Source organism: Enterovibrio calviensis DSM 14347 (assembly GCF_000621165.1).
Taxonomy (GTDB): domain Bacteria; phylum Pseudomonadota; class Gammaproteobacteria; order Enterobacterales; family Vibrionaceae; genus Enterovibrio; species Enterovibrio calviensis.
In genome coordinates this window covers 536,382-549,325 of record NZ_KK211217.1, presented here as the reverse complement: position 1 = coordinate 549,325, position 12,944 = coordinate 536,382, and the positions used below count along the sequence as shown (strand labels likewise).

12 protein-coding genes are annotated in these 12,944 nt (G+C 47.2%); 10 read left to right on the top strand and 2 right to left on the bottom strand.

Going from position 1 to position 12,944, the window contains the following annotated elements; all coding sequences use genetic code 11:
• The first annotated feature begins 221 nt into the window (after positions 1-221).
• From cmoA to Q365_RS0120650, 8 genes are all read left to right on the top strand, one after another.
• The gene (gene cmoA, locus Q365_RS0120690; RefSeq protein ID WP_028025147.1) at positions 222-950 is read left to right on the top strand and encodes a carboxy-S-adenosyl-L-methionine synthase CmoA; all 729 of its coding nucleotides are present in this window, start codon (positions 222-224) and stop codon (positions 948-950) included.
• A gap of 76 nt (positions 951-1,026) precedes the next feature.
• Positions 1,027-1,998 carry a tRNA 5-methoxyuridine(34)/uridine 5-oxyacetic acid(34) synthase CmoB gene (cmoB, locus tag Q365_RS0120685; protein ID WP_028025146.1) on the top strand — a complete coding sequence of 324 codons (972 nt, stop codon included), beginning with the start codon at positions 1,027-1,029 and terminating at the stop codon, positions 1,996-1,998.
• A 92-nt stretch (positions 1,999-2,090) separates the two neighbouring features.
• Positions 2,091-2,852, top strand: a complete 762-nt coding sequence (locus tag Q365_RS0120680; protein WP_028025145.1) for an ATP-dependent zinc protease family protein — start codon at positions 2,091-2,093, stop codon at positions 2,850-2,852.
• A gap of 42 nt (positions 2,853-2,894) precedes the next feature.
• Positions 2,895-4,400, top strand: a complete 1,506-nt coding sequence (locus tag Q365_RS0120675) for an inactive transglutaminase family protein (RefSeq protein WP_028025144.1) — start codon at positions 2,895-2,897, stop codon at positions 4,398-4,400.
• A gap of 4 nt (positions 4,401-4,404) precedes the next feature.
• A complete protein-coding gene (locus tag Q365_RS0120670; protein WP_028025143.1) occupies positions 4,405-5,385 on the top strand; it encodes an alpha-L-glutamate ligase-like protein in 981 nt (326 codons plus the stop codon).
• 128 nt (positions 5,386-5,513) lie between these two features.
• Positions 5,514-6,677: a MalY/PatB family protein gene (locus Q365_RS0120665; RefSeq protein WP_028025142.1), complete on the top strand. Its 1,164-nt coding sequence runs from the start codon at positions 5,514-5,516 to the stop codon at positions 6,675-6,677.
• 256 nt (positions 6,678-6,933) lie between these two features.
• The gene (locus Q365_RS0120655) at positions 6,934-8,238 is read left to right on the top strand and encodes a GGDEF domain-containing protein (RefSeq protein WP_035025425.1); all 1,305 of its coding nucleotides are present in this window, start codon (positions 6,934-6,936) and stop codon (positions 8,236-8,238) included.
• Complete coding sequence (locus Q365_RS0120650; RefSeq protein ID WP_028025139.1) at positions 8,235-10,307, top strand: EAL domain-containing protein; 2,073 nt, start codon at positions 8,235-8,237, stop codon at positions 10,305-10,307. Before Q365_RS0120655 ends, Q365_RS0120650 begins: the two co-directional genes overlap by 4 nt.
• A gap of 91 nt (positions 10,308-10,398) precedes the next feature.
• On the opposite strand, the gene Q365_RS0120645 is transcribed toward Q365_RS0120650, so the two are convergent.
• Positions 10,399-10,854 (bottom strand): c-type cytochrome, encoded by a 456-nt coding sequence (locus Q365_RS0120645; RefSeq protein WP_028025138.1) that lies wholly within the window; start codon positions 10,852-10,854, stop codon positions 10,399-10,401.
• Between the two features lie 211 nt (positions 10,855-11,065).
• On the opposite strand from Q365_RS0120645, the gene Q365_RS0120640 reads away from it, so the two are divergent.
• Together Q365_RS0120640 and Q365_RS0120635 are read left to right on the top strand one after the other, a co-directional pair.
• Positions 11,066-11,689: a cytochrome b/b6 domain-containing protein gene (locus tag Q365_RS0120640; protein ID WP_028025137.1), complete on the top strand. Its 624-nt coding sequence runs from the start codon at positions 11,066-11,068 to the stop codon at positions 11,687-11,689.
• A 240-nt stretch (positions 11,690-11,929) separates the two neighbouring features.
• Positions 11,930-12,175 (top strand): YdcH family protein, encoded by a 246-nt coding sequence (locus tag Q365_RS0120635; protein ID WP_028025136.1) that lies wholly within the window; start codon positions 11,930-11,932, stop codon positions 12,173-12,175.
• 161 nt (positions 12,176-12,336) lie between these two features.
• Here Q365_RS0120635 and trmY read toward each other — a convergent pair whose 3' ends face one another.
• Positions 12,337-12,933 carry a tRNA (pseudouridine(54)-N(1))-methyltransferase TrmY gene (gene trmY, locus Q365_RS0120630; protein ID WP_028025135.1) on the bottom strand — a complete coding sequence of 199 codons (597 nt, stop codon included), beginning with the start codon at positions 12,931-12,933 and terminating at the stop codon, positions 12,337-12,339.
• Between the last annotated feature and the right edge of the window lie 11 nt (positions 12,934-12,944).

Here is a 12,944-nt window from a genome sequence, read left to right as displayed (position 1 = left end):
ATGAGAGAAAAGGACAGAGCGACCCAGAAAGCTCGCCCCTTTTGCAATTCATGGAATACCGAAAAGCGACAAGACGATTCTCTACGCATAGAGACAACTCGGGCAAAATTCTCTACAATACGCGCCCTCTCGGTGCGGGACGGAATTCCACACATTTAGACGAATTAACACAGCATGTCGGAAAAGATGTCCGGCTGTTGGTACTCTCAAGGCAGGTTCAGATGGCCAATCGCGATAACATTTTTGCTGCGCCAATTGAAAAGCTGGGCGATTTCACATTCGATGAAAACGTCGCTGAAGTTTTTCCCGATATGATTCAACGTTCTGTACCCGGTTACAGCAACATCATATCTGCCATCGGCATGCTCGCTGAACGCTACGCCTCAGACGGTTCAACCGTTTACGACCTAGGCTGTTCGCTGGGTGCTGCGACCTTATCAATGCGTCGCCATATCAAAGCAGAAAACTGCAACATTATTGCCGTTGATAACTCACCCGCCATGGTCGAACGCTGCAAGTTGCACGTGAATGCCTATCGTTCAGACACCGACGTTAACGTGATTGAAGAAGACATTCGTAACGTCGATATTCAGAACGCTTCCGTGGTTGTTCTAAACTTCACGCTGCAGTTTCTGAACCCAGACGATCGCGTCAAGCTGCTCAAAAAAATCTATGCGGGCCTCAAGCCAGGTGGCATTTTGATTTTGTCTGAAAAATACAGCTTTGCTGATGAGACCGCCCACGAGTTGCTTATCGATTTGCACCATGACTTCAAACGTGCGAATGGCTATAGCGAGCTGGAAATCAGCCAAAAGCGCAGCGCCTTAGAAAACGTGATGAAGCCAGACACCATTGATTGCCACAAACAACGTTTGAGCGAGATTGGCTTTAGCAGCATCGCGGTATGGTTCCAATGCTTTAACTTCGGTTCGATGTTTGCGATCAAATAACCAAAGCTCAGGTTTGTGACCACTCGCATCGCATAACAACACTTTTATAGACTCATAACTGACAGACCAATAAGCCATGTTCGATTTTTCTGATTTCTACCAATTGATTGCCAAAAACCGCCTGCAAAACTGGCTAAACGTATTGCCAGCGCAGCTTGCAGAATGGCAAGACCAACCACATGGCGATATGCCAAAGTGGATGCGCGTACTGAAAAAAATCCCGACTGACGCACCGTCAACAGTGGAACTCAAAGATCGCGTGGCAATTGGTTCAGATAGCGAACTGCCTGAAGGGCAACGTGCGAAATTAGAAAATCTGCTTCGTACCTTCCACCCGTGGCGTAAAGGCCCGTATGAAGTGCACGGCATCAACATTGATACCGAGTGGCGCTCAGACTGGAAATGGGATCGTGTGCTTCCACACATTTCGCCGCTGAAAGGCCGTTATGTTTTAGATGTTGGTTGCGGTAATGGCTACCACATGTGGCGCATGTTAGGTGAAGGTGCAGAACTCACCGTGGGTATTGACCCCTCTGAACTGTTCTTGGTGCAGTTTGAAGCCATGCGTCGCTTAATGGGCAACGATCAACGTGCACATTTGTTGCCACTGGGTATTGAGCGCCTACCTGAACTGAAAGCATTTGATACCGTATTCAGCATGGGCGTGCTGTATCACCGCCGTTCTCCATTAGATCATTTAATCCAACTAAAAAATCAATTGGTGAAGAATGGCGAATTGGTTTTAGAAACGCTGGTGATCGAAGGCGACGAAAACGCAGTGCTTGTTCCTATCGACCGCTACGCCCAAATGCGCAATGTTTACTTTTTCCCATCGGCGAAAGCGCTCAAGGTTTGGCTAGAAAAAGTCGGTTTTGTTGATGTGCGCATCGTTGATGAGTGTACAACCACCACCGACGAACAACGTTCCACCGAATGGATGACGCATAATTCACTGCCTGAATACTTAAATCCAGACGACCCATCGAAAACGATAGAAGGCTACCCCGCTCCTAAGCGCGCGATTTTAGTAGCAAAAAATCCTGACTAACCCATGACAAAGGACGCTTCTCGCGTCCTTTTTTTCAATGTAAACTAAGTCACCTAAATTGAACTCGTTAATCACCCAGCACGGAGCTTGTCATGCTAATTCGCAGCGGATTGCTGATGTTTATTCTCACTGTTCTTTCAGGCTGTAGCCTGACTTCTCAAGAACAGCATCAGCAGACATTGGACGCCATCAACGACATCGAAACCAATATCCAAACCGATTTAACCGCGATTAATCAAAATGCCATTGCACAGCAAACTCAGATCGCAACCCTAGAACAGCAGCTTCTTTCGATGTCTGACACACTCAAAGTGCTAAGACAAACGCAGGCTCGCACCGAAGCGAACCGTCCAGAGCCAAAAGTGGTTTATGTTGAGAAAGAAGTGCCTGTTCCCGCGGCGCAAGACAAAACGATATTGGGTGAGCAAGAGTGGGTGTGGATTGATGCCGCAGGCGACAATTTCAAAGCCCGAGTTGATACCGGCGCTACCACCTCATCCATCAACGCTACCGATATTCAAGATTTCGAGCGCGATGGAAAAACTTGGGTACGCTTTAATTTAGCGCACGCGAAATCAGAAAGTGAAGAAGACGTTGCGCCCGTCACCATTGAAGCGCAAGTAAAGCGCTGGGTGAAAATCCGCCAAGCGTCGGCAGACGAGCTAGAACGCAGACCTGTCGTGGAATTGCGAGTCAGACTGGGCAATCTGCATGAGAAAGCCCAATTCACACTGGCGGATCGCTCTCAAATGGAATTCCCTGTATTGCTGGGAAGAGAGTTCTTCAAAGACATTGCCGTGGTTGATGTCAGTCAGTCATATGTACATCCAAAATTTGTCGCTGAAAATAAGTAACGGCTTCTGACTGTTATTGTCAGTTAAGCGAAAGAGGAAAAAATGACTTCACGCATCCCATTTTACATGCTCATCAGCCTACTCGTGATTGTTGGTATCGGCATGAGTATGTATCGCCATGATGTCTACGGCGTGCCATGGACAGCCGGACAGAAACACCAAGTATGGGAAGTTGAAGCCCGCGTTGAATTTGAAGCGAAAGGTGATCCGGTTAAAGTCTCTTTGGCAACACCTGATACGCAATCCGGCTTTACCCTTATTAACGAAAACACCAGTTCTCCGGGCTACGGATTTGCGCTGGTGAATACTGAAAATGGCCGCCGCGCTGAATGGACAAAACGCGAAGCAAGTGGTCAGCAAATCTTGTACTTCAAAAACCAAATGTTGGTGGATGAAAACGCAAAATTCCCCAATGAGCCACCGCTGGGTAATGTCGCCCCTATTGCCCTTGATGGTCCTGTTAAAACTGCGGCTGATGCGATTCTGACGCAAGCCATTCAGCGCTCTGCAGATAACAGCACGCTCACGCGAGAAATCATCAAGCAGTTCAATGATAGCGAAAGCCAAAACGCGTCCTTGCTGACCAAAGAGATGAGTAAAGGTGATGCTATCGTCGCCATACTTTCACTCGAAAATGTCCATGCTCGCGTGGTTGGCGCGCTGCAATTGGAAGACGGTCGACGTCGTCAGAACATCATCCCGATGGTCGAAATATGGGACGGTGAACACTGGCAGCTATTTAACCTCGACACTGGCGTGAAAGATCTGTCACAAGATTTGATGCTTTGGAATGAGAAAGGCACGCCAATGCTAGAAGTTACCGGCGGCACCAACAGTCAGGTCAGCTTCTCCATCATTTCGCAAGACATCAGCCCGAAACAAGCCACTGACGAGAAAATTCAAGCTGAAAGCCTGCTGAACTTCTCTATTCACAGCCTACCTATCGAAGAACAGGCTATGTTCAAAACCATCATGCTTGTGCCTATTGGCGCGCTGATTGTTGTGCTACTGCGTGTATTGGTTGGCCTCAAAACATCCGGCACCTTCATGCCTGTCCTTATCGCGGTCGCGTTTGTACAAACACAACTTGTTCCAGGTATCGTGGGCTTCCTGTTGATTGTGGGCACAGGACTAATCATTCGTAGCTACTTATCACGGCTTAACTTGCTCCTCGTCGCCCGAATATCAGCAGTGATCATCACGGTGATCTTGATTATCTCCGTGTTTACCGTTGTCGCGTTTAAGATTGGATTGGTTGAAGGCCTCAGCATCACCTTCTTCCCTATGATTATCCTTTCATGGACCATCGAACGTATGTCGATTATCTGGGAAGAAGAAGGCCCGAAAGAAGTCTTGGTGCAAGGCGGCGGCTCTTTGCTGACAGCTGTGCTGGTTTACCTAGCCATGACCAATGATTTCGTTCGACACATCACTTTCAACTTCATCGGTATTCAATTGGTGATCTTGGCGCTGATACTGATGCTAGGTAACTACACGGGCTATCGCCTCAGTGAATTGAAGCGCTTCAAGCCACTCGTGAAGGACTAAGTGCATGCTGGGATGGTTAAAGAAATACACGTCGCCGTTTAAGTTAGACCGTGCTGGGATAATGGGCATGAACCGTCGTAACATCAGTTACATCGGCCGCTACAACCAGCGCAGACTTTTTCCCTTGGTGGACAACAAACTTAAAACCAAGCACCTCGCTCAACACGCAGGGGCCACGGTTCCTGAGCTTATTGGCGTGATTAACGAGCAGCACAGCGTCCCTTCTATCCACAAAATGGTAGAAAACTGGCCGGGCTTTGTTATCAAACCCGCTCAGGGGTCTGGTGGTAAAGGGATCTTGGTTGTTACGTCCAACAAAGACGGCGTCTACAAAAAGCCGTCCGGTGCCGAAGTGAGCAAAAGTGAGGTGGAACGTCATATCACCAACACCTTGGCTGGATTGTTCTCTTTGGGCGGTAAAAACGATGTCGCCGTGGTAGAAAACCTGATTCAATTTGATGATGTGTTTGAAGGGTTTAGCTTCGAGGGTGTGCCCGATATTCGCGTTATCGTGTTCAAAGGTTACCCCGTCATGGCAATGATGCGCTTGTCGACCGCTGCATCTGACGGCAAAGCCAACCTTCACCAAGGTGCGGTTGGTGTCGGTATTGATATCGGAACGGGCAAAGCGGTTCGCGCCGTTCAGTTCAATCGTCCGATTGAGCAACACCCAGACACGGGACGACTGCTAAGCGAGCTTAACGTTCCCCATTGGGAGCAACTTCTCGAACTCGCTGCCAGTGCTTGGGAAATGACAGGGCTTGGCTATATCGGTACCGACATGGTGCTTGATAAAGAACAAGGCCCCATGGTGTTGGAGCTCAATGCTCGCCCTGGCTTAGCCATTCAAATTGCCAACGGCTGTGGTCTGCTGCCTAGGTTGCGCCATATCGAACACCTTGGCACCTCAGCAACACCCATGACGCCGAAAGAGCGTGTTGCCTATGCCAGAGAGCATTTTAGCGACAAACTGAACAAGCAGTAATAAAACGGGCGATTGCCCGTTTTTTTTCATTAAAAGCATCAATATCTTAAAACCGATTTACCTTTACCCCTAAACAGCCGATTAAGTAAGCTGAATCCTCAAAACACACCGAGACGAAAGGAAGCGAAATGGACGTCAATCAGCCTTCATTTGATTTTGACAAGGAAATCGACCGCACTGCTACCGACAGTGACAAATGGAACAAGTACAAAGGCAAAGACATACTGCCGATGTGGGTTGCGGACAGTGACTTCCAATCTCCGCCTGCGGTCATCAATGCGCTTCAAGACCGTATTGCCCACGGTGTATTTGGTTACACGCATGCGTCTGAATCTCTGACTGACATCTTCGTTTCACGCATGGCTGAGCGCTACAATTGGCACATTCAACCAGAATGGGTGGTCTACCTTCCCGGCTTGGTGTGCGGATTGAACATTGCGGCACGCGCGTTAACGGAACAAGGGCAAGCCATCGTCAGCCCTAGCCCCATTTATCCCCCCTTTATTTCTTCAGCCAAATTCGCAGAGCGTCCATTAGTTAAAGCGCCTGTTAAGCTAGAAAATGGCCGGTGGCTGCCTGACCTCACTCACATTGACGATCAGTTGACCGAGCAAGGTGGGTTACTACAAATGTGCAATCCGCTGAACCCAGGCGGCACGGTTTATCGACGTGAAGAACTAGACGCCACACTGGCATTTGCTGAAAAGCACAATCTGCTCGTGTGCAGCGATGAAATCCACTGTGACCTGATTCTGGACAATGATTGCCAGCACATCCCTTTCGCGAGCTTGAATGACAGTGCAGCACAACGCAGTGTGACGCTTATGGCGCCCAGTAAAACCTTCAACATTGCTGGGCTCGGTGCCTCTATTGCTATCATTCCGAATGCCGATATTCGCGCTCGGTTCAATCGCGTCAAACGCGGTATTGTCCCTGGCGTCAACCTGCTCGCGTTTACTGCTGCGGAAGCGGCTTATCAACACGGTGAAGATTGGCTTCAGGCTCAACTCAAGTATTTGGCTAGCCATCGTGACTATTTGATGCAGGAAATTAACGCCCTGCCCGGAATGAAACTCGAACAAATCGAAGCTACATACCTCGCATGGATCGACTGCAGCGAACTACCTGTCGAGAATCCTTTCAGCTTCTTTGAAAAAGCAGGCGTCGGTTTGTCACCGGGATTAGATTTCGGCAACAGAAAGTTTGTCAGGCTGAATTTTGGCTGTACCAGAAAAACCCTAGAAGAAGCGCTGCGCAGGATGAAAGCCGCAATAGCGACGCTTGATCTGTAAATTCACGCCGAACAAATAGCCGCTTTAACATCAATAACCTAAGTTGCTCACGACATCAGTGAGCAACTTATCTCCCAATGACATAACCCGCCAACACCTCCGCATCATCCGCAACAAACAACACCATCAAAAACTTCGAACCAAGCGACAAAATAAAACAGTTGAATAAATAGACAAATCGAATACACTGCCGGAAAAATTCGACACACGTCACACAGTTGACCTTATTGTTTTTAACTGACCCTAGCGATTGACCATGCATATTTCTTCAAACGTGAATCGTTTTCTTCCCTATTCGTTCATTCGCGTATTCATATTGTCGTTGTTGGTGACGTCAACGGCGCTTCAGCTTTTTAATATGGCTCATACGCAGGATTTGGTTCGTCAGTTGCAAACCAACTTCCATAGCATTTTTGAAACCATTCGCCGCTTTGGTTCTTACTACAACAACACACCTAACGTTCTGCTGGCTAAAGGCATTCATGAGAATAACGGTGTAAGTTTGCTCGTGCGTCAAAACAACATGTCCGTCAAAGATCTCTCGCCGGGGATAATGAAATTACACGCACAAGTCGAAGAACTCGCCCCCAATAGTGTATGGACCGTTGCCGTGCTCGAAAATCCGAGTCTCTATGCGCACTTTCTCCCTTTGCGAAAACAATACAGCGTCGCGTTTGAGCAATATCGTTTAAACGATGTGATTGAGCGCGTGGTAGTCCGACAACAATTGAATCACACCTACCAAGAGTTCTACGGTTGCAATGTGCAAATGACTGAGCCGTATATCGAAAATGGCACAGACGCATTCATTAGAACCGTGTATTACCCAATCCACAATCGCCGATCTTTGGATGCTCTCGTCTCGGTCGATTTAAAGGAAAGCTACATTCAAGATCAGATTGAAGCTTATAACAAACGGCATTACACCGCGCTAAACATAGATGGTGAGCACAATGCGTTCACGACAACCGCGCTTTTTCCGTGCTCAAATGAGATGGCATTTAGTATCGGATTTTCTTTCACGGACATCATCATGAAAGCCGTGTGGCCTTCATTACTGTTAGCGGTGTTATATCAGTTCGGCTCACGCGTATTACGGAAACAAGGCCGCTCAATTAGAACCGACGAAATGACCAACCTCTACCGTCGCGATTACTACGAGCCAAAACTAAAGCGCATGACCAGCTTTTCATTGCTGGTTCTTGATATCGACCATTTTAAGCAAATTAACGATGGTCATGGCCATGCAAAAGGCGATGAAGTACTGGCGAAATGTGCTCGAATTATTTCATCTCAAATCCGTGCTGGTGATGCCGCCATACGCTGGGGAGGGGAAGAATTCGTTATTGTTTTCAAAAATATGCATCAAGGCATCTTATTTGAAAAAGCGGAGCAAATTCGTCTTGCCATTGCCAATGAGAAAATAGCTGGGCTGGATGTCACCGTGTCCATTGGGGGCGTGACTACACACCAAACAGCATTTGCAGACACCTACAAAATCGCTGATACCGCACTGTATGAATCTAAACATCGTGGACGAAATAGAGTAACCATCTTGTGAAATACTATCTTCAAATTTCTGAGCGGTCACACGCTGACTACGTCAAGCATGTCTTACTCTCATTTCTACTGGTTTTAATCAGCACGAAAGTGTCATGGTTCGCCAAAGAAGAAATCGCCAACAACTTATTGCTCTCCGTTACCACGGGCGCAATGGTCGCTGTCACGTGTGTTTATGGGCGAAGCGGCGTATTAGGTGCGTTCTTAGCACTGATTTCATATTACCTGTTCAACCCAATTCCGAGTGGTGTCGGGTTGCTCTATACCTTGGTAGTAACCGTTGCACTATCCGCATCAGTGCGTATTTTTGAAAAGTACCGACACCATGCTTACGCTAACCGTGCCGCGTTTAGCTATTACGTTTTCTTCACGCCAGGGTTGGGGGCACTGTCACTTGCCCTATTTGCACCCGACGCTTTTTCTCTTGAAGCGTCGCTCAATTTGTACCTCACCGATTCCATTGGTGTGCTGATTACGACACCAATTATCGTGCTAGCGCTGCACTGCGTTTATCATCACGATTCTTTCCGAACATTTACGCGATCGTTCGTTAACGTCTCTGCCACTGAATGGATTTATAAGCTCCTTCTCATTGGCAGCATTTTGCTAGTATTGAATGTCGAAAGCGCCATTGTTTACCATCGCTACCTGACATACTTGCTGCTCGCGCCTCTGGTTATACTCGCCGTGTTTAACTTTTCGGAGTTAGCACAGGTGGCGCTGATGATCATTGGCTATAGTTTTCTTTTCCAAACCAAAGACCCCAATGATCTCGCTGCGTTGAATACCAAGCTGGCCGTTTTTTCCATGTTCTGTGTGATCATTTACATCATGCTGGAATACAAACTGACCCTAAAGCGGCAGATAGAGAAAAACACGAAGAACCTCTATAACGATGCTCAGAGTCACTTTGGCACTTTCCAAAAACTCAACGCACTAACATTAGATATGAATGATTTTCTCGTGTGCGCGCTAGATTTGAGGCCAGCGTTTAAGTACCCGCTTGAAAAGCGAGATGCGATATTGCGTCAAATCGCGTATTTCTTTAAACACAACACGGCAGTTTACGACTTAAGCTTCATGCTTTATGACGTTTCCTCCTTAGTGTTCATCGTCAAAAACACCCCTGATTCGGTGGAACAACTGGAGAGTATCCCAGAGCATTTGGATCAATACTTACAGCGTCGAAGCATCAACTACCGGCCGGATCGAATTTACTATTGCCGATGCCAAAAAGGCATTCGCATAAAGCCTGCAGTCAACCGGCTGAACGTGAATATGCGCTTGGCGGACAAGCACATGGGCGCCACTGTGATTAACTGCGACGAAACCGCGATGGATGATTACATCACCCTGCTGGACGAACTCAGTTTCGACAACATACGCCTACTAAAACAAAGCTATCTAAATCTGGCACATCCCGATAAACAGAGTTTCGAGCTACTGAGCCAATTCTCCATCGACGGGAAAATACTCAATACTGCGGCGGTATTTCAGTTCGCACAACGATTGGGTTACCTCGATACGCTAGAAAACATGTTGTTGTATAAACAACTTGGGTATCTAGGTTCATTGGATGAAAGCTCCTACGACACAGGCTCCATTAACCTAACACCAGAGTTTCTTTGCGACACACGAGCTGTCGATACGCTAGTGCAGTGGGTGAAAGAGCATGAGATAAACACGCAAAAAGTGGTCATCGAAATTGTCGAGTCTGGTGAAATCGAGAATCAGAACCTACTTTTTGACAACCTCAATACATTGAAAAGCAGCGGGTTCAAACTTGCTCTTGATGATTTTGGCGCAGGTCATGCGACGTATAACCAACTGCTCACCATGCCTGTCGATTCCGTGAAAATTGACGGCTCCTTGGTACGAAATTGCATTCATGACCCTATCAAATGCAAGATCATTGAAAACCTAAAAGCCGTGGCCGATACGCTAAAAATCAATGTCGTTGCAGAATGTGTGGAAACGGACGAAGAAGCGTCATATTTGAAGGCACTGGGAATTGGTTATCTGCAAGGCTATTTGATTCACAAACCAACTGCGGTGGAGTGGGTTCAATAAAGTGTCGTAAGCCTTGGCTGCGTTGATTGTGACAACGTAAAACAGCACCCAAAGGTGCTGTTTTACAAGACATCAAGCACGATGCACTCAATTAGCGCTTCACTCGAAACCCACGATGACAACTTTTACAGCTGCGTTCTGCAGCTTTAAATGCTTTGGTTAAGGCTTTTGCATCTTGTGCTTCTGCCGCTGAAGCCATATCAACAAACTGACCGTTTAGCTTAGATAAGTCGCTCTCGAACTTATCCCATTTTGTCCACACAGTGCTGCGACTGCGGCTGCCTGTGTCACTGCCTTCAGGGAACAATGTCGGCAACGTCGCCAATGTTTCGCTGTTTTTAATCGCCAGCGCACGTATTGCTTCCCAATCAGAATCACGACCGTCTTCCAACTTCTTCATGGTTTTTAAACTGTCCGCAAACGATAGAAAACCATCTTGACGAGCATCGATTTGCTGGGCGAAATCGCCCGCCATTGCGCTTGCTGTCATTAAAAGGCCAGCAGAAAACACCGAAAGTAACGTTTTCGAGGCGCTTAATTTACGCATTTATTACATCCTTAAATTATTGTAACAATATGTTTTTATTGCCGAATAAATCGCTTAGCAGTAATCTCAAAGCGCTTTATCGACAAGACATAGGCATATCAAAGCCCAAATCAAAGCGGCCTTAGCTGGCTGTTTGCCCCGTATGCTGCCTTTTCTTGGTTTATTAACATGGTCAAAACCATTAGCGCGATATAATAACCGGATATAAAACATGAAGATATGGGATCTGCCAACTCGCATTTACCACTGGCTACAAGCATTACTGTTCACCTGTCTGGCAATGAGCGGTTTCTTCGCTGTAGGCCCCCACGAAAAATTCGGGCTCTTACTGGCAACGCTATTGGCATGGCGAATTATCTGGGGGTTTGTTGGTAGTGAAACCAGTCGATTTCGTCAGTTTATACGCTCGCCGAAATCTGTTGTTCGCTATATAAAAGGCGAACAAGAGCACAATGGCATTGGGCATAACCCTGCAGGTGGTTGGATGGTGATCATCATGCTTGCGTTGCTTATCACGCAATGTTTTATAGGCTTGTCGATGGGTGGATATTTTGATGCCTACCTTCACGATGACAGCATCTTGTATGACATGGATCTACTGATCACCTTGCACGTCGCGTTTGCCTACACCCTACTCGGATTAGTCGCCCTGCATCTTAGCGCCATCATGGTTTACAACCTTCGCGGAAAGCCGCTAGTCAAAGCCATGATCACAGGTACACAGACAACCCTTACCAACTCTTTAAGCATATCGTTTCGTTCTAACATGCGGGCAGCCATTTTACTCGCAGGCCTCGCGGGATTGGTTGAACTATATTTGAGTGTCAGCATCTGAGTTCACGTCTTACTTACCCACTACTGCCAAGTAGCTTGCAGATGCGGGGCTCACATGACTTGGGTATAGACCCCTGCGATGACTCCCGCAATCGGTCTCTTTCATGGGAAATTAAGTAAGAACATTGAATAACCCCGCCCTAAGGTTAGAAACACAATGAGATAGCCTGCTAAACTTTCGGTTAGAGCACCCTGTTAGTGCTTGCAAGTATTGCGTTAATCTCACTCAAAAGGAGTTGGTATGTTAGGTGAAAAACACTCACTGTTGGACGATTTTCCCGAGCTAGAAAGCCGTATCAATGCACTTATCGAAGCAGACTCAACGTTTGCGGCTGATAACAAAAAATACAACGCCTTAGACAAAGAAATTAGAACACTAGAGCTAAATAATGGCCCGATCGGAGACGATGCAATGCATCAACTCAAACATCAACGATCAGTGATGAAAGACTCTCTTTATCAGCGAATTGCTGCCGCCGGCGAATAATTCTCACCCAAATCCCCCAAACCAAAAAATAACGCCGCGAATCTTGAATATGATCCGCGGCGTTATTGTTGCTCAATCAGCATGTTCGCATTGTCTCGCCAGCCTTAGCGAGCTGGCATGGCAACTGCTCGAATGCGGAATGACTAATTCAGCAGGGTCTTTTATTCAGCAAGATCCAGTTCATTGTGAATCAACACAACACACTGAGAAGCGAAGATCATTTTCGGCCCAAGGCTGATTTTTTCAGTACCCAGACGCTTCAAGCTGTTGAAGCTTTTCTTCGGCATAGGAAGGTGGTCGGTCAGCAAGAAACATGAATTGGCTGGGAACTTTTGCTCGCGAATAGGCGTGCCTTTTTTGTCCATCATGAACAATTGGTAATCTTCCGACAGCTCAGTAATCAACTTTTCAAAGCTCACCGTGCGCACGGTAATACCCAGCTCTACCTCACGCTCTTGTTCTTTACCCATTCCCTTTGAGCAATCCAACGCACGAGCCACTTTAGCTAGCAGAGCTTGCTCGTGAAAACCACCCACGTTGGTCAGATCATTGGCCTTAAAACGGATAGTGCGAGAGTAGTCTTGCGTCTTCTCCAGCACCAAGTACACAACAACATCTTCGCGGTGAGATTGCGCCACAAAAATGGCATTCATAAGAGTGTGAGCCAAAATCTCGGTGTGAGCTTCCTGACCCACAGACGCCAGCACTTGCTGACTATCGACAGAGGTAGATCGGGCACGTAATACAAAAGCACGCATAGAAGATGTTC